Consider the following 16,861-nt stretch of genomic DNA (forward strand, 5'->3'; position numbering starts at 1 on the left):
AGAGAGAAGGGCTGGCCGGTGCGGAAGGTAACCCCCCGGGCGCTGACGGACCGGCCCCGGGTCACCGTCGTGATCCCCTGTTACAACTACGGCCACTTCCTCGCCGAGTGCCTCGAAACGGTCTTCGCCGACGCCGATCAGGTCGACGTCGACGCCCTGATCGTCGACGACGCGTCACCGGACGGCAGCGCCGAGGTGGCCCGGCGGATCGCGGCGGAGGACCCACGGGTCACCGTGATCGCCCACGAGACCAACAAACGGCACATCGCCACGTACAACGAGGGTCTGGCCGCCGCCGAGGGCGAGTTCGTCGTCCTGCTCTCCGCCGACGACCTGCTCGCGAAGGGCTCCCTCGCCCGCTCCGCCGCGCTGCTGCGGGCACACCCCGAGGTCGGCCTGGTGTACGGCTTCTCCCGCCGGTTCTTCGACACCCCGCCCCCACCGCGGACCGGCCTGCGGTCCTGGTCCATCTGGGACGGGCCGGAGTGGGTGGCCCGGGTGACCCGCACCGCCACCAACCCCATCTACACCCCCGAGGTGATGATGCGGGCGAGCACCATGCGCGACCTCTCCGGGTACGACGCCCGGCTCCCGCACGCCGCCGACTACCACCTGTGGCTGCGCGCCGGCACCCGCGCCGCGATCGGCCGGGTCAACGGCGTCGACCAGGCGTTCTACCGGGTCCACGGGGCCAACATGCACACCGGCGAGTACTCCGGCGACGTCCTCGACGTCGAGCAGCGCCACCTCACCCTGCGGATCCTGTTCGAGGAGGACGGCGACCGGCTGCCCGGCGCCGGCCGGATGCGCGACGACGCGTACCGTGCGCTGGCCCGGGAGGCCCTGATCCTGGCCTGCCGGCCCTACGAGCGCGGCCGTCCCGGCGCCGCCGAGGCCGAACAGCTGGCCCGCCTCGCCGAGCTGGCCGGCGAGATCTGGCCGGCGTCCGAGGACAGCGCGCTACGGCGAACCTACGAGCGGTACGCCGCGGGCCGCGGCCCCGTCGTCCCCGTCCCTGTCACGGCGCTGCGCGACCGCGCGGTGCTCCACCTCGGATGGCGCCGGTGGCGTCACTCCGGCATCTCCCCGGCGGTACGGTCACTGTGACGAGCACTTCCGTGGACGGCGACGACGTCATCGTCCTGTCCGGCCTGACGAAGCTCTACGAACCCACCCCGCGATGGATGCGGATCTTCGCCCGCTCACACCTGACCGAGCCGGTCAAGGCACTGGACGGCGTCGACCTGACCGTCCGGGCCGGCGAGATCTGCGCGATCGTGGGTCCCAACGGCGCCGGCAAGACCACCATGTTCCGGATCCTGGTCGGCCTCACCACCTCGACCGGCGGCACCGCCACGATCATGGGCCTGGACGCCGGCCGCGACTCCGAACAGGTCCGCCAGGTGGTCGGCTGGATGCCGTCCGAGGACCGCAGCCTGCTCATGCGCGCCACCTCCAAGGAGAACCTCCAACTGCACGGCCGCCTCCAGGGCATGCCACGCCGTGAGCTCGCCGAGCGGATCCCGTACGTCCTGGAGACGGTGAACCTGACCGCCCAGACCGAGTCGGTCGTGGCCGGCCTCTCGGCCGGCATGCGGGCGCGGCTGCGGCTCGCCCGCGCCCTGCTGCCCGGCCCGCGCGCGCTGATCCTGGACGAGCCCACCGGCGCCGTCGACCCGATCGCCGCGCACGGCCTGCTCACCCTGATCATGGACCTGGTCAAGCAGGAACGCCTCGCGGTGCTCATCTCCTCGCACCGGCTGGAGGAGATCGAGGCCCTGCAATCACACGCGTTGCTGATGGACCGGGGCCGCGTCAACTACTCGGGCGACCTGGACAGCCTGCGCCGCGAATGGGACCGGCCGGTCGTCGAGTTCGTCCTCGACACGCCCGCCGCCGCGCACGCCGTGGCGGACAACCTGGCCGCTCAAGGACTCGAGGCCCACGTCGACGACACCTCGGTGCGCTGCGGGCACGCCGGTGACGAGCCGGTCGGCGCGGTGCTGGCCCGGCTCGGCCCGCTGGCCGCCTCGATCCGCCACGTGCGGGAGCACCCCATGCCCCTGCGCGACCTCATCGCCCGCGTGTACGAACGGGGAACCCACGCATGACATCCGTCTACCCGGCCACGGTCCACAAACGCAGCCGGTTCACCAAGGTCGTCGACACGCTCGAGGCGTACATCCGGATCGACCTGGTCGAGGAACGGATGTTCCCGGCCTCGACGATCATGCGCTATCTCGCCGTGGTGTTCCCGGTGCTGCTCTACTACTTCCAGAGCACCTTCCTCACCATCTCCGACGAGCTGTTCATGACCATGCTCATCGGCGCCGCGGTGATCGCCGGACTCCAGGACGCGCTGACCGGCCTCACCGGACGGCTCAACTTCGCGATGGAACGCGGCACCCTGGAGACCTACCTGGTCGAGCCGGTGCCGTGGGCGCTCATCCCGGTCGCGATGAACATCTGGCGCAGCGTCACCGGCGCCTTGCTGGCCTGCGTCATGGTGGCGCTCGGCTGGATGCTCGGCGGCCCGGTCCACGCGCCCGGCATCCCCGCCGCGCTGCTGGTGCTCTTCCTCGGCATCCTGGCCTGCAACGCGCTCGGCTCCTTCGCGGCGAGCTTCATCCTGCTGTTCAAGCGGGGTGAGCCGGTCGTGATGCTGTACAGCCTCGCGGCCTCGGTCCTCGGCGGCGCGCTCTTCCCGATCGAGGTGCTGCCGGTCTGGATCCGCTGGGCCAGCTATCTGGTGCCGCATTCGTACGTGATCGCCGCCGAGCGCCGGCTGCTGATGCCCGGGATGCCCGCCGAGGGACTGTCCCCGCTGGCCGCGACCCTGATCCTGGCCGGCTTCACCCTGGTCACCTTCGTGGCCGGCCTGTTCGTCTTCGACCGTTCGCTGCGCCTGGCCCGCCGACTGGGGATCCTGAGCATATGAGTCCCGACCTGCGCCGACTCAACGCCCGCCGCCGCGAGGCCGTCCGGCTGCTCCGGGATTCCGGGGTTCGTGGGATCGCGCAACGCGCCGCCCGGGTCGCCTACCGGCGGCTGGGTGCCTCCGAACTGGAGACCCAGATCGACCTGGACTACATGGCCGACTCCCGGGACCTGCGGCTCACCGTGCCCGGCAAGCGCCCGGATCGGGGCACCCCGCTGACCGTCGGCTGGATCTGTTCGCCGCCCGGCGCCGGCTCGGGCGGGCACACCACCTTCTTCCGCATGATCGAGGGGATGGAGGCGGCCGGTCACACCTGCGTGCTCTACCTGTACGACCCGTTCCGTGGCGATCTGGCCCGGCACGAGCGGGTGATCCGGCAGTACTGGCCGGGCGTACGGGCCGAGGTGCGGTCGGTGGCGGACGGGCTCGCCCCGCTCGACGCGTACGTCGCCTCGGCGTGGGAGACCGCGCACGTGCTGGCCGCGCGTGCCGACCTGCCGACCCGGCGGCTGTACTTCGTCCAGGACTTCGAGCCGTTCTTCTACCCGCGGGGCTCGCACTACGTGCTGGCCGAGGACACGTACCGGTTCGGGTTCCGGTCGATCACGGTGGGGCCGATGCTGGCGAACCTGCTGCGCGACCGGTTCGGGGTGACGGCGGCGGTGGCGAACTTCGGGATCGACACGAACATCTACGGGCTGACCAATCCGGAACCGCGTACCGGTGTGGTGTTCTACGCCAAGCGGGACGTGCCGCGCCGCGGGTTCCTGCTCGGTCTGCTGGCCCTGCGGGAGTTCCATCGGCGGCAGCCGGAGCAGCCGATCCACATCTTCGGCGATCCGACGGTCGAGGTGCCCTTCCCGGCGGTCAACCACGGGGTGCTCAAACCGGCGGAGCTGGCCGCCCTCTACAACGACTGCGCGGCCGGGATCGCGATGTCGTTCACCAACCTGTCGCTGGTGCCGGACGAGATGCTGGCGTGCGGTGTGGTGCCGGTGATGGCCGAGTCCGAGTACGCCAAGGTGACGCTGGACAACCCGCATGTGCGGTGGGCGCATCCGACGGCGTACGGGCTGGCCGAGGCGCTCGGCGGGATCGTCGGCGGCGACCGGCCCGCGCCGGAGGTGGTCGCCGCCAGCGTCCGGCCGACGCCGTGGGACGACGCGAAACGGGTGACCCGGGAGACCATCGAGGACGAGGTCTACGGCGCGCCGGCCGCCTCCCGGTAGGCGCCGGTCAGCACGGCGCCCGCCGCCGACCAGGTCAGCTCCCCGGCTCCGCGGACACTCTCGGTGCGGAGCCGGGCTAGCAGCTCCGGATCGGTCCACAGCGAGCGCAGCCGTTCGGTGAGCGCGTCCACGTCGCCGGCCGGGTGGAACAGCGCGTCCACGCCGTCGGTGCCGGGGGCGCCGCTGTGGTCGGAGACCACGAGCACGCACCCGCACGCCCGGGCCTCGTAGGTGACGAGGGCGCTGCCCTCCTCCACCGAGGGCAGCACCAGCACGTCGCAGTCGCGCATGAGGGCCGCCGGATCGGGCACGTGGCCCGCTTCGGTGACGCTGGGGTGGGCGAGCAGCTCCTCGATGACCCGCCGGTAGCCGGGTTCGATGCTTCCGGCGATGACGAACCGGCCGCCGGCGTCGGCGGCGCCGCAGCGCAGCCAGGCCCGGAGCGCGTCGTGCAGACCCTTGCGGGGTTCGCCGCGTCCCACGAAGCCGACGGTGAACGGCCGTCCGGAGTCGTCGCGGCCCCCGGTGTGGAAGCGGCCGGGGTCGTAGCCGTAGCGGTGCCGCAGCAGACGCGAAGCCGGTGTGCCGGCGTCGAGGAAGGTGCGCGCCACGAAGTCGGACGGGCAGAGCAGGCGGTCGGCCAGCGCGTACTCGCGTTCCTCGATGGCCAGCTTCCCGGGTTGCCGGGCGTGCGGGCTGGACGGGTCGACCGGGATGCCGAGGTCGGCGCAGACCTTCTCGACGGCGTCGAAGGCGAATCCGGTGTGCGCGTTCGGCCGCTCCAGGACGCTGGGCACCCCGAGGCGGCGGGCCGTGGTCAGGAGCCGTTCGGACCGTAGCGGCCAGGCGTGCACCAGGTCGATGCGGCCGGCGAGGCGGCGCAGGGCGGCCGCGGCCCGGCGGTCGTGCCAGTCCAGGGCGCGCAGGTAGCCGACGACCCGGAACGGCACCTTGAGCCCGGCCGGGCGCAGCGTCTCGACGACCCGGACGCCGGGCGGCAGCGGCCGTTCGTTGCTGGCGCAGAGCACGGTGACCTCGGCGCCGTGTTCGGCGGCGCCGCTGACCTGGTGCCAGGCGGTCATGCCGATGCCGGAGACGCCGAGCCGGGTGGGGAACGAGTACAGGACGCGCATCAGGAGCCTTCCTCGCCGCGGACCACCGCGGGCGACCATGCGTCGTGGATGAGCAGCTGTGGCTCGCCGGTGCCGTCGGCGGGGACCCGCCACACGTCGCTGGACGCGGTGCCGGCGGTCTCCCGGGGAAGTCCGTAGACGACGGTCCGGTCGTCGAGCCATTCGACCTGGTCGTCGACGCTGCGGGTCTCGGCCAGCAGGGTCTCGGCGCCGGTACGCAGGTCGTAGACGGCCAGCCGCCACTTTCCGGCGGGCAGGTCGCCGTGCTTCTTGAAGGCGACCCGGGTGCGGTCCGGTGACAGCGACGGGCATTCGACGTCGCCGTGCAGGGCGGTGACGGTACGGGCGGAGAGGCTGCCCTCGACCAGCCACGTCCGGGCACCCGACGCGGCGGTCGCGTAGAACCGGTCGTCGTCGAGGAACGTGACGCCCCACAGGTTCTTGTCCGATGCGGTGACGACCCTGCCGTCGACGGTCAGCGTGAACTTCTCGATGTCGCCGACGACCTCGCCGTCCACCCGGGCGACCACGGTACGGGTGGAGAACTGTCCCGGGTTGGCGTAGGAGTCGCCGAAGACGAACGTGGTGGTGGCGGCCAGCGTCCCGTCCCGTGACAGCCGGGCCCGGCTCGGTATGCCGGTCAACGGCAGATCCCGGACCGTTGTCCACGACGGGCCCAGCAGCCGCGCCTGGTAGGTGGTGACCAGTCCGCGTTCGGCGGAGAGACAGATCGCGTCGGCGGCGGTGGCGTAGACGCGTTCGCAGGAGGCGGGGGTGAGCGTCCGCGGCCCGTCGGGTGCGGTGAGCGGGACGACCGCGACCTTGCCGTAGCCGGCGCCGAGGGCGGTGCTGCGGAACACCAGGTGCGGCTGGGCGCGCACGGTGGCCAGGTCGGCGCCCGGCGGGACCGGCGGTGCGGCGGCCACCGTCCGGGCCTGGTCGCGGCGCACCTTCCACACGTAGGCGCCGGCGCCGGCCACGGCGACGATCAGGACCGTGACCAGGGCGGCGACGCGGTTGCGGAGGCTCACCGGGACGCCTCGGCGCCGCGCAGCAGCCACGCCGCGACCGGGATGGCCACGGCCAGGAGCGCGGCGAACAGCAGCAGCGACACGGCGGGCCCCCGCACCGCCCACAGCACGCCGAAGGTCAGCGACGACGCGAACCGGGCCAGCACCACCACGGTCTGCGCGGCCGCGATGCCGCTGCCCCGGGTCTCCGCCGGGACCAGCGGGCTGACCAGCGCCGGCAGGACCCCGTCGGTGGCCGCGTAGAAGACCCCGAGCAGCAGCAGGACGGCCAGCGTCAGGCCGGGGCCGCCGGACGGCAGCGCGCCCAGCAGGTAGCACGCGAGCAGGGCGCCGTGCCCGGCCACCAGGACGCGGGCGCGGCCGAACCGGTCGGCCAGGCGCCCCATCGGTACGGCGAGCGCCAGGTAGGCGATGTTCGTACCCACGTAGAGGAGCGGGAAATAGACGGCCGCGACGTCATCGCGCTCCTGGAGTGCCAGGTAGAGGAATCCGTCGCCGACGGTGAGCAGGCCGAGCACGCCGGCCGCGATCAGCGGCCGGCGCAGTCGCCGCCCGCCCACCTCGCGCAGCACCCGGCGCAGGCCGGTCCGGGTGGACGGGGCGGTGGTGCGCAGGTTCGGCACGAACAGCACGAGTACGGCGACGCCTACCACGGCGAACGCGAACGACACCACGAAGATCGAGTCGTAGCTGCCCGGCACGCTCCACAGCAGCGCGAACGCGACGAGCGGTCCGAGCGCCGCGCCGATCGTGTCGAGGGCCCGGTGCACGCCGAACGCGCGGCCCAGCATCGCCGGATCGGACGCCTCGGCGATCAGCGCGTCCCGGGGTGCGGTCCGCAGGCCCTTGCCGAGACGGTCCGCGGTGACCACCGCGGTGATGGCGGCGAATCCGGTGGCCGCGAGCATGGCGATCCGGCTGATCGCGGAGGCGCCGTACCCCACGACGGCCACCCACTTGGGCTGCCCGCCACGGTCACCGGCGTAGCCGCCGGCGATGCGCAGGAACGCGCTGACCCCCTGGTACACGCCGTCCAGGAAGCCGTACGCCACCGGGCTCAACCCGACCGTCGCCGTCAGGTACAGCGGCAGCACCGACGCCACCATCTCGGAGGAGACGTCGGTGAGCAGGCTGACCGTGCCCAGCAGCAGCACGGTCGCGGAGACCTTCCCGGCGGTGGGCCCGATTCCGTCGGCCGGGCGGTCCCGGATCGTCACATACACGGTGCGGCTTTCCTCAGGGGCGTAGCGCCCCGGCCAGAGCCTCGGCCACGCGGGCCTGCTGGTCCGGGGTGATCTGCGGGTAGATCGGCAGGGACAGGATCTCCGGGGCCACCCGCTCGGCGTTCGGGAACGAGCCGCCGAGCGACGCGAACGCGCCGGTCCGGTGCACCGGGAAGGGGTAGTGGATGGCGGCGCCGACCCCGGCCGCGTTGAGTCTCGTGAGCACCTCGTCGCGGTTCGGCACCCGGACACAGTAGATGTGCCACACGTGCACGTTGCCGTCCAGGGTGACCGGGCGGATCACCTCGCCGAGCCCTTCGAGCAGCTCGTCGTAGCGGGCGGCCGCGGCCCGGCGCCGCTCGTTCCACGAGGCCAGCCGGGCCAGCTTGGCGCGCAGCACGACCGCCTGGAGACCGTCGAGGCGGCTGTTCACGCCGACCAGGTCGTGGTGGTATTTGCGCAGGCCACCGTGGCTGCCGAGGGTGCGGACCGTGGTGGCCCACTCCTCGGAGCCGGTGGTGACGGCGCCGGCGTCACCGTAGGCGCCGAGGTTCTTGCCGGGGTAGAAGCTGGTCGCCGCGATGCCGTCCACACCGGAGCCGCGCCCGTGCCGGGTGGCGCCCTGCGACTGCGCGGCGTCCTCGACGACGACGATGTCCCGGCCGCCGATCCCGGCCCGGAGCTGTTCGACCGGGGCGAGCTGGCCGTACAGGTGAACCGGCACGATGGCGCGGGTCCGCGGCGTGATCGCGGCGAGCGCCGCCTCGACGTCGATCAGATAGGTACGCGGATCGCAGTCCACCAGCACGACCTCGGCACCGGTGCGGGCGACCGCCTCGGCGGTGGCGATGAACGTGTTGGCCGGCAGGATCACCTCGGTGCCGGGACCGGCACCGACCGCCCGGAACGCCAGCTCCAGCGCGTCGGTGCCGTTGGCCACGCCGATGCAGTGCGGCAGCCCGGAGAACGCGGCGTACTCCCGCTCGAACGCGGCCACCTCGGGCCCGCCGATGAACGCCGTGTCGGCGATGGTGCGCTTGAATCCGGCCTCGACCTCCTCGGCCACCTCCGCGTGCGCGGCGGCCAGGTCGACGAGCGGGATGCGGGTCATGAAACTTGCCTTTCCGGGATGGAAGACCTACGGAGAAGACGGGCCGGGCTGCCGGCCCACACCTCGGCCGGGGGCACGTCGCGGAGCACGACCGAGCCCATCCCGACCAGGGACCAGGCGCCGACGGTCACGCCCTCGCGCAGCAGCGCGCCGGCGCCGATGTAGGCGCCCTCGGACAGGACCACCCCGCCGCCCAGCCGTACCCCGGACGCGATCGTGACGTACGGGGCCACCAGGTCGTCATGGGTGAGCACGGCCTGCGGCATGACCGCCACGTGGGCGCCCACGGTGACGTCGGCGGTCAGCACGGTGCCGGCCAGCAGGACGGTGCCCTCGCCGACGGTGCTGCCGGCGCCGATCGACACCGAGGGGTGTACGACGGTCGCGTACCGCCGTGGGGGCAGGGCGAGGCGCTCGACGATGCGCCGCCGGGCGGTGTAGGCACGTGGATTGCCCACGCACACCACCACGGCGGCGTCCATCCCGAGCACGCTGTCGACCGGCCCGAGGATCGGCAACCCGGAGCGCTGGGTCCCGTGCAGCGCCGGATCGTCGTCGACGAAGCCGAGGACCCGCCAGCCGGAGGCGGCCGCGGCCGTCTCCCGGGCGAAGCCACCGGCTCCGACGATGACCAGGTCCTTCACCGGGCGGCCAGCTCGCGCAGCACCCCGGCGATGTGGTCCTGGTCGGCTTCGGTCAGCCTGTGGTGCAGCGGCAGGATCAGCGACTGCCGGGTGATCCGCTCGGTCACCGGCAGCGGGCCCGGTGTCACGTCCGCGTAGGCCGGCTCCAGGTGCGCCGCCATGATGCCCCGGCGTGCCGACACCCCCTTGGCCGCGAGTTCGGAGAGAACGTCGTCCCGGCTGACCGGGAACCCGTCGAGCAGCACCCAGAACGACTGGTAGTTCGTCTGCCCATAGGCCGGATCGGTCACGGGGACGAGCCCGTCCACATCCGACAGAAGCTCCTGATAGCGGGCCGCGAGCTGTCGGCGCTGAGCCACCAGGCCGGCGAGTTTGGCCAGCTGGACCAGGCCGACAGCGGCCTGGATGTCGGTCATCCGGTAGTTGAAGGCCGTCTCCAGATACGCCTCCAGCACCGGCTGCTTCGACGCGTGCCGGTCGGCCGCGGACACGTTCATGCCGTGCTCACGCAGCCGCTTCAGCCGGGCCGCGGCCTCCGGGGAGTCGACGGTGACCATGCCACCCTCACCCGTGGTGATCAGCTTGCGCGGGTGGAACGACCAGGCCGCCACCTTCGCGCCGGTGCCGGCCGGGGCGCCGTAGACGGTGGATCCGGCCGCGCACGCGGCGTCCTCGACCAGGCCGACGCCCCAGTCGTCCGCGGCCTTGCGCAGCGCGACGGTGTCGAACGGCACGCCGCCCTGGTGCACCGCGATGACCGCCCGGGTCCGCGGCGTGCGCACCGCGTCGACCGTCTCCACCGTGAGGTTCCCGGTGGCCAGGTCGACGTCGGCGAAGACCGGGGTGGCGCCCACGTAGCGGACCGCGTTCGCGGTGGCGATGAACGACAGCGACGGCACGATCACCTCGTCACCGGGCCCGATGTCGAGCAGCACCAGCGCGAGGTGCAGGCCGGTCGTGCAGGACGACACCGCCACACCGTGCCCGGCGCCGACCGCGGCCGCGAACTCCTGCTCGAACCGCGCGACCCGCGGCCCCTGCGCGACCCAGCCGGAGCGGACCGCATCGGCGGCGGCCTGCGCCTCCTCCTCCCCGAGGTCGGGGATCATCACCGGGATCACTTGGACGACCGCCACCAGTCGACCAGGCCCTGGAGGCCCTCGGTGAGCGTGAGCTGCGGCTTCCAGCCCAGCCTCTGCTCGGCGAGGGAGATGTCGGCCAGGCGGCGGGTGACGCCGTTGACCGCGCGGGCCGGCCCGTGCTCCGGCGCCAGGTCCGACTTCATCACGGCGCTGAGCGCGGCGGCCAACTCCTTGAGGCTGGTCTCCTCGTGGCTGGCGATGTTGAACACCTCGTCGGTGACGTCCGCCCGGGCGGCCAGGATGTTGGCGCGGGCGATGTCGGCGACGTGCACGAAGTCCATGGTGGCCAGCCCGTCGCCGAGGATCAGCGGGGGAGTGCCGGCCTCGATCCGCTCCATCCAGCGGATCAGCACCTCGGTGTAGAGGCCGTGGATGTCCATCCGTGGCCCGTACACGTTGAAGTAGCGCAGGGCCACGTAGTCCAGGTCCTTCATGGCCTTGAAGCTGCGCAGCGTCGCCTCGTTGAACGCCTTCGCCGCCCCGTAGAACGTGTCGTTGTTGTACGGGTGGTGCCGCTCGGTGGTCGGGAACTCCTCGGCGAGCCCGTAGACCGACGCCGACGACGACGCGATCACCTTCGTGACGCCCGCGTCGGCGGCCGCCTCGATCACGTTGAAGGTGCCGTCGACCAGCACCTCGTTGGCGAGCCGGGGCTCCTCGGCGCACTGGGTGATCCGGATGGCGGCCAGGTGGAAGACGAGATCCTGGCCCTCGGTGAGCGACCGGACCAGCGAGTTGTCCCGAATATCGCCCTCGACGAGCCGGACGTTTCCGGATTCGAGCGCCCACGCGAGGTTGTCGCGCCGCCCGCGTACGAAATTGTCGAGAACGACGATCTCCGAGGCGCCCCCGCGCACCAGCTCGTCGACGACGTGCGAGCCGATGGTGCCCGCCCCGCCGGTCACGAGAGCGCGCGCGCCCTCGATCGGTACCCCAGTCACGCCGTGTGCCCTTCGCTCAGCTTGATCATGGTTCCGCCCTCGGCCAGGCTGCGTGAGGCCGCCTGGAGGAGCTCCAGCACCCGCAGCCCGGACCGGCCGTCGGTCAGTGCGGGAGTGCCGGTGGTGATGGCCCGCGCGTACTCCTCGACCATGGTTCGCAGCGCCTCCCGCTCGGTGAGCGCGGGCGCGACCATGTCGCCGGACCGGTACGACACGAGGATGTCCCGCCGCTGCTCGTCCCCGAGCTCCTCGGGGGACGCCACGTCCACCCCGCGGTCGTAGATCGACAGCCGCTGGCTGGGGTTCAGGTCGTCCCACACCAGGGTCCGCTTCGACCCGCCGAAGATCGCGGTGCGCACCTTCACCGGGGACAGCCAGTTGACGTGGATGTGCGCGATCGCCCCGTTGCTGAGCTGCAACGTCAGGTACGCCACGCAGGCCCGCCCGGCGCCGATCCCGTCCGCGCCGTGCGCCGCCACCGCGATCGGCCGGACCTCGGGCGGCAGCACGAAGTCGAGGATCGACAGGTCGTGTGGCGCCAGGTCCCACACCACGTCGATGTCGCGCTGCACCAGGCCCAGATTGATCCGCACCGAGTCGAGGAAGTGCAGCTCGCCCAGCTCGCCGGCGGCCAGCAGGTCGCGGATGCGCAGCACGGCCGGGGTGTAGCAGTAGGTGTGGTCGCACATCAGGGTGAGCCCGCGCCGGTCGGCCTCGTCGACCAGCTGCCGGCCCTCCTCGAAGGTGGCCGCGAGCGGCTTCTCCACGAGCACGTGCTTGCCGGCGCGCAGCGCGGCCAGGGCGACGGGCAGGTGGGTGCCGGCCGGGGTGGCGATGGCGACGGCGTGCACGCCCGGGTCGGCGAGAACCTCGTCGAGGTCGGCGGAGACTCCGACGGTGGAGTAGCCACCGAGCACCTTCCGGGCCCGATCGACGTCGAGGTCGCAGAGCCACCGCAGGTGGAAGGCGGGGCTGCCCTGGAAGTTGCGGACGAGGTTGGGGCCCCAGTAGCCGGCCCCGATGACGGCCACGCCGATGGGCTCGTCGGGCACGTGAGAGGTCACAGGAATCCGTTCGTCGAAGTGGCGGACGCGGTCCGTCGGGAAAGCTATCGATCCCTTGTGGCCGGACGCCAGATCACTGACGGATTTACGGCGGAGCCGGGGTCAAGGCGAACCCTTCGGCCGATCGGGGGACCCCTCAATGGCCATTTTGGACTCCTATGTCGGCTGGCCGACAACGTCTCCGGGCGCCGGCCTCTACCCTGTGCCGGATCGATGACGAGGAAGGTTCACGATGACCGTCGCACCGACAGCCGATGTGGACGAGCGGGCCGTGATCGGCGCCGGCACCCGGATCTGGCATCTCGCGCAGATCCGTGAGCGTGCCACGATCGGGCGGGACTGCAACATCGGCCGGGGGGCGTACGTGGGTCCCGGCGTGGTCCTCGGCGACAACTGCAAGCTCCAGAACCACGCCCTGGTCTACGAACCGGCCCGGCTCGGCGACGGCGTGTTCGTCGGCCCGGCCGCGGTGCTCACCAACGACGAGTACCCGCGTGCCGTCACCCCGGACGGCCGGCTCAAGACCGGCGACGACTGGACCGCGGTCGGTGTGACGATCGGTGCGGGCGCCTCGATCGGCGCGCGGGCGGTCTGCGTCGCCCCGGTCACCGTCGGCCGGTGGGCGCTGGTCGCGGCCGGCGCGGTGGTCACCACGGACGTCCCCGACTTCGCCCTGGTCGTCGGTGTGCCGGCGCGCCGGGTCGGCTGGGTGGGCCGGGCCGGGCACCCGCTGACCGCCAAGGGCGACGGCGTCTGGCTGTGCCCGGAGACCGGCGCCGAGTACCTCGAACGCGACGGCGTCCTCAGCCCGCCAGCCGGTCCAGACGGCGGGCCAGCACCCGTTCGGTGAGCGCGACCAGCACCGCCTTCACCGAGTCCCGCTGACGGGCGTCGCACTCCAGCAACGGCATGGTCTCCGCGATGCCGAGCGCGTCACGGACCTCAGGCAGCTCGAAACGGCGCGCCCCGTCGAACGCGTTGACCCCGATGATGAACGGGATGTCGTGTTCCTCGAAGTAGTCGATCGCCGGAAAACAGTCCTCGATCCGGCGGGTGTCGACCAGCACGATCGCGCCGAGCGCCCCGGTCACCAGGTCGTCCCAGAGGAACGCGAACCGGTCCTGCCCCGGCGTGCCGAACAGGTAGAGCAGCAGCGCGTCGTCCAGGGTGATCCGGCCGAAGTCCAGCGCCACGGTGGTGGTGGTCTTGGCGGAGACCGCCGAGGTGTCGTCCACCCCGATCGACCTCTCGGTCATCTCCGCCTCGGTGACCAGCGGCTCGATCTCCGAGACGGCGCTCACGAAGGTCGTCTTGCCGACCCCGAACCCGCCACTGATGACGATCTTGACGGCCATCGGCGACGACGGCGCCATCGGGTTAGAGCGCCCGAACACGATCCCTGATCCTCTCGATCAACGCGGTGGTCAGCTCGCCGGGCATCTCGCCGGCCCGGAGCAGGCCCTGGGTGAGCAGGTCGGCGACGATCACGCGGACCACGCCCATCGGGGCGCCGAGCGCGGACGACAGGTCGGCGATCGACCGCGGCCGCTGGCACAGTTCGACGATCCGGCGGGCCTCGAACCGCAGCGGCGCGGACAGGGCGGCCGGTTCGGCGTACAGCTGGGTCTCGATTCGCAGCCCGTCGCGCAGCGGCTGGGTGCGCCCGTTGGTGAGCATGAACGGCCGAACGACCGGATCCTCGCTCATCGGGGTAGGTGCTGCCGCGATTCGGCGATCAGGGCCGGGGTCAGCAGGTCGCCGAACCGGTCCGCGAGCAGGGAGATCTCGTACCCGACCAGGCCCAGGTCGCTGTCCCCGCCGGCCACCACGCCCAGGCAGCTGCCGCCCGGGATCACCGAGATCACCAGGAAGCCCCGGTGCATCTCGATCATGATCAGTTTCAGTCCCTCGAAGTCGTACCGGCGGGAGGCGCTGCGGGCCAGGCTGGCCATGCTGGACACGATGGCGCCCAACTGGTCGGCCTCGGCCCGGCTCAGCCCCTCCGAGCTGGCGATCAGCAGGCCGTCGGAGGACACGGCCACCGCGTCGCGTACCCCGTCGGTCTGATGGACGAAGTTGCCGAGCAGCCAGTTGCACTGGTGCCGGTCCGCTGTCGCCTCGACGCTCATCGACAAAGCTCCTCACTGGTTGCGGTGCCGGTCGCGGCCGGCACCGCGCTGGATGCCCGCGCGCAGGGCGGTCAGGCGGGTCCGGACCGCCTCCGGCGAATCCGGGACCGGAGCGGACGGTTCCGGTCGCAGTGCCGGCGCCGGCTCGATACTGGGTCGCTGTGCCCTCGGCGTACGCCGTCGCAGGCCGTTGACGGTGTGCCCGTTGTCGGCGTGGCTGGGCCGGCGGGGCGCGGGCACCAGCGGCCGCTGCTCCAGGACCACGTAGTCGACCTCCACGGCGAACGGCCCCGGCTCCGGCGGTTGCAGGGAGGGCCAGTCGACGGGCGGTTCCGGAGCGGCGGAGAGCGCGGGTGCGGGCAGGGCCGCGGCCGGGCTGACCGGCGCGGGCTCGTCGAGGGCCGCGGCGCCGCCCAGCAGGCCCACCGGCAGCGACACCCGGGCCGTCACCCCGGTCACCGCCGACCGGGCCAGCTGGACCTCGATGCCCATCTCGGCGGCCAGCCGGCCGACCACGTAGTGGCCGAGGAACCGGGCCGGCGCCGTGAGGAAGTCGCCCTCACCGCGCAGCCGCCGGTTGGCCCGCTCCAGCTCGTCCACGCTCATCCCGACGCCCTGGTCGCAGATGGCGATCAGGTAGCCGGCGTCGACCAGCCGGCCGTGGATCTCCACGTCCAGGTCCGGCGGCGAGAACGACAGGCCGTTCTCGATCAGTTCGGCGAGCATGTGCGCCAGGCCGCTGGCCACCGACCCGGCCACCAGGGCCTCGTCCAGCCGCCGCAGCGACACCCGCCGGTACTCCTCCACCTCGGACACCGCGGCCCGGATCACGTCGGTCAGCGGCAGCGGCCGCGACCACTGCCGGGGGCTGGCCGCGCCGACCAGCACGAGCAGGCTCTCGGCGTTGCGGCGCATGCGGGTGGCCAGGTGGTCCAGCTCGAACAGGTTCGCCAGGCCGGTCGGGCTGGCCTCCTCCCGTTCCAGCTTGGTGATGAAGCCGAGCTGACGGCGCAGCAGGTTCTGGTTGCGGCGGCCCAGGTTGGCCAGCGAGTCGGCGGAGGCCCGGCGCAGTTCGGCCTGCTCGGTGGCGAGCGCGTACGCCGTCGCCTGCACCCGCTCGAACGCGTCCGCGACCCGGCGCATCTCGGCGCTGGCCCGGTCGGCGACCCGTACCGCCCCGGGCGGCCCGGTCGCCTCCCCGGCCGCGGTCCGGCGCACCGCCTCCGGCAGCCGCTCGCCGGCCAGCCGGTTCGCCTCGTCGGCGAGTTCGGCGAGCGGGCTGGAGACCGACTGCGCGGCGATCGTACCCAGATAGACGGCGATCCCGACGCAGAGCAGGACCACCGCGGCGAGCCCGGCCAACCGCAGGTTGGCCTCGTCGAGGAGCACGGCGGCGCGGGCCCGCAGCGAGTCGCCGATGGTCTGCGCCAGCTTCGACATGTCGTCGAGGACGGTGGACATGGCGGCCCAGTAGCCCTGCGCGTCGATCCGCAGGGTCTGCCCGTCGCCGGAGCGCAGCGCCCGCGCCTCCAGCTGGGCCGCCCGCTGGGCCTGCGCCGTGCCGAACAGCCGGTCCTTGGCGGCGAGCGCTTCCGGGGTGGCGTACTCGTCGAACTCGGCGAGGGCGGCGTCCAGGTCGGCGCGCAGCCGCACGTACCGGAGGTACTCGCCGTCCTCGAACCCGCCGGCCGAGAACACCCCGTTGAGGTACGCCAGCTGCTGTGCGCTCGCCTCCTTGGCCAGGTTGAGCATGGCCAGCGACTCGGAGCCGAGCCGCATGGTGGCGTCCGCGGCGTTGTCCAGCGCGAAGTAGACCTCGCGCAGCTCGTCGAGGACCTCGTTGTACTCCTCGAAGACCTCGCCCCGCTCGGCGCCGCCGCCGTCCACCTCCTCGCGGATCCCGGTCAGCGCGGTCGCCTGTTCGAGCGCCTCGGTCACCTGGCCGTCCAGGTCGCCGTCGTCGGCGATCAGCTGTCGTACCGAGCTGATCCGCGCGTCGACCCGTTGCCGTGCCGCCACGATCTCGGCACGGAAGCCCTCGTTGCCGGCGAGCAGCCCGAGCGTCACGCCGCGCTCGTTCTGCACCTCCTGGGACACCGCCTGGACGGCCAGGTCCAGCGTGACCGCCCGGTCGGTACGCGCCGCCAGCCGGTAGTTGCCGAACTCCTCCACCACCACGACGCCGAGCAGCAGCAGCATCGCCGCGACCGGAAAGGCCAGCATCCGGACGATGCGACCGCGGATCGTGTGCCCGCCCCGGCTCATGCCTCGCCCCG

17 protein-coding genes are annotated in these 16,861 nt (G+C 72.6%); 5 read left to right on the forward strand and 12 right to left on the reverse strand.

Annotated elements, in window-relative coordinates; genetic code table 11:
- The first annotated feature begins 18 nt into the window (after window positions 1–18).
- The 4 genes from BJ964_RS20595 to BJ964_RS20610 are packed head-to-tail and all read left to right on the forward strand — an operon-like array spanning window position 19 to window position 4,167.
- Window positions 19–1,107: a glycosyltransferase family 2 protein gene (locus BJ964_RS20595; protein WP_188122186.1), complete on the forward strand. Its 1,089-nt coding sequence runs from the start codon at window positions 19–21 to the stop codon at window positions 1,105–1,107.
- Window positions 1,104–2,111, forward strand: coding sequence for an ABC transporter ATP-binding protein (locus BJ964_RS20600; protein ID WP_188122187.1), 1,008 nt, complete (start codon window positions 1,104–1,106; stop codon window positions 2,109–2,111). Before BJ964_RS20595 ends, BJ964_RS20600 begins: the two co-directional genes overlap by 4 nt.
- On the forward strand, window positions 2,108–2,938 hold the full coding sequence (locus BJ964_RS20605) for an ABC transporter permease (protein ID WP_188122188.1): 831 nt from the start codon (window positions 2,108–2,110) through the stop codon (window positions 2,936–2,938). The genes BJ964_RS20600 and BJ964_RS20605 overlap by 4 nt, the downstream gene beginning before the upstream one ends.
- A complete protein-coding gene (locus BJ964_RS20610; RefSeq protein ID WP_188122189.1) occupies window positions 2,935–4,167 on the forward strand; it encodes a rhamnosyltransferase WsaF family glycosyltransferase in 1,233 nt (410 codons plus the stop codon). The genes BJ964_RS20605 and BJ964_RS20610 overlap by 4 nt, the downstream gene beginning before the upstream one ends.
- Here the strand turns inward: BJ964_RS20610 and BJ964_RS20615 are convergent.
- From BJ964_RS20615 to BJ964_RS49130, 8 genes are read right to left on the reverse strand one after another with little or no spacing between them, the layout of a single operon-like run.
- Window positions 4,140–5,300, reverse strand: a complete 1,161-nt coding sequence (locus BJ964_RS20615; RefSeq protein WP_188122190.1) for a glycosyltransferase family 4 protein — start codon at window positions 5,298–5,300, stop codon at window positions 4,140–4,142. The two genes, BJ964_RS20610 and BJ964_RS20615, sit on opposite strands and share 28 nt — an antisense overlap.
- Complete coding sequence (locus tag BJ964_RS20620) at window positions 5,300–6,331, reverse strand: TolB-like translocation protein (RefSeq protein ID WP_203832917.1); 1,032 nt, start codon at window positions 6,329–6,331, stop codon at window positions 5,300–5,302. Before BJ964_RS20620 ends, BJ964_RS20615 begins: the two co-directional genes overlap by 1 nt.
- Window positions 6,328–7,554: an MFS transporter gene (locus tag BJ964_RS20625; RefSeq protein WP_203832916.1), complete on the reverse strand. Its 1,227-nt coding sequence runs from the start codon at window positions 7,552–7,554 to the stop codon at window positions 6,328–6,330. The genes BJ964_RS20620 and BJ964_RS20625 overlap by 4 nt, the downstream gene beginning before the upstream one ends.
- 13 nt (window positions 7,555–7,567) lie before the next feature.
- Window positions 7,568–8,665 carry a DegT/DnrJ/EryC1/StrS family aminotransferase gene (locus tag BJ964_RS20630; protein WP_188122192.1) on the reverse strand — a complete coding sequence of 366 codons (1,098 nt, stop codon included), beginning with the start codon at window positions 8,663–8,665 and terminating at the stop codon, window positions 7,568–7,570.
- A complete protein-coding gene (locus tag BJ964_RS20635) occupies window positions 8,662–9,309 on the reverse strand; it encodes an acetyltransferase (protein ID WP_188122193.1) in 648 nt (215 codons plus the stop codon). Before BJ964_RS20635 ends, BJ964_RS20630 begins: the two co-directional genes overlap by 4 nt.
- Window positions 9,306–10,445 carry a DegT/DnrJ/EryC1/StrS family aminotransferase gene (locus BJ964_RS20640; RefSeq protein ID WP_229807411.1) on the reverse strand — a complete coding sequence of 380 codons (1,140 nt, stop codon included), beginning with the start codon at window positions 10,443–10,445 and terminating at the stop codon, window positions 9,306–9,308. Before BJ964_RS20640 ends, BJ964_RS20635 begins: the two co-directional genes overlap by 4 nt.
- A complete protein-coding gene (locus tag BJ964_RS20645) occupies window positions 10,427–11,392 on the reverse strand; it encodes an NAD-dependent epimerase/dehydratase family protein (RefSeq protein WP_203832915.1) in 966 nt (321 codons plus the stop codon). Before BJ964_RS20645 ends, BJ964_RS20640 begins: the two co-directional genes overlap by 19 nt.
- Window positions 11,389–12,456 (reverse strand): Gfo/Idh/MocA family protein, encoded by a 1,068-nt coding sequence (locus BJ964_RS49130; RefSeq protein ID WP_229807412.1) that lies wholly within the window; start codon window positions 12,454–12,456, stop codon window positions 11,389–11,391. Before BJ964_RS49130 ends, BJ964_RS20645 begins: the two co-directional genes overlap by 4 nt.
- A gap of 232 nt (window positions 12,457–12,688) precedes the next feature.
- On the opposite strand from BJ964_RS49130, the gene BJ964_RS20655 reads away from it, so the two are divergent.
- Window positions 12,689–13,306, forward strand: a complete 618-nt coding sequence (locus tag BJ964_RS20655; protein WP_188122194.1) for an acyltransferase — start codon at window positions 12,689–12,691, stop codon at window positions 13,304–13,306.
- On the opposite strand, the gene BJ964_RS20660 is transcribed toward BJ964_RS20655, so the two are convergent.
- Genes BJ964_RS20660 through BJ964_RS20675 form a run of 4 tightly spaced genes read right to left on the reverse strand, consistent with a single transcriptional unit; the run spans window position 13,260 to window position 16,808 of the window.
- Window positions 13,260–13,829, reverse strand: a complete 570-nt coding sequence (locus BJ964_RS20660; RefSeq protein ID WP_188127060.1) for a GTP-binding protein — start codon at window positions 13,827–13,829, stop codon at window positions 13,260–13,262. The two genes, BJ964_RS20655 and BJ964_RS20660, sit on opposite strands and share 47 nt — an antisense overlap.
- Window positions 13,830–13,833: 4 nt before the next feature.
- A complete protein-coding gene (locus BJ964_RS20665) occupies window positions 13,834–14,163 on the reverse strand; it encodes a DUF742 domain-containing protein (protein WP_188122195.1) in 330 nt (109 codons plus the stop codon).
- Window positions 14,160–14,585, reverse strand: a complete 426-nt coding sequence (locus BJ964_RS20670) for a roadblock/LC7 domain-containing protein (RefSeq protein ID WP_183218178.1) — start codon at window positions 14,583–14,585, stop codon at window positions 14,160–14,162. The genes BJ964_RS20665 and BJ964_RS20670 overlap by 4 nt, the downstream gene beginning before the upstream one ends.
- Before the next feature lie 12 nt (window positions 14,586–14,597).
- Entirely contained in the window at window positions 14,598–16,808 is a 2,211-nt protein-coding gene (locus BJ964_RS20675) for a sensor histidine kinase (protein WP_229807413.1), read from the reverse strand.
- Window positions 16,809–16,861 lie beyond the last annotated feature (53 nt).

The organism is Actinoplanes lobatus, assembly GCF_014205215.1.
Taxonomy (GTDB): Bacteria; Actinomycetota; Actinomycetes; order Mycobacteriales; family Micromonosporaceae; genus Actinoplanes; species Actinoplanes lobatus.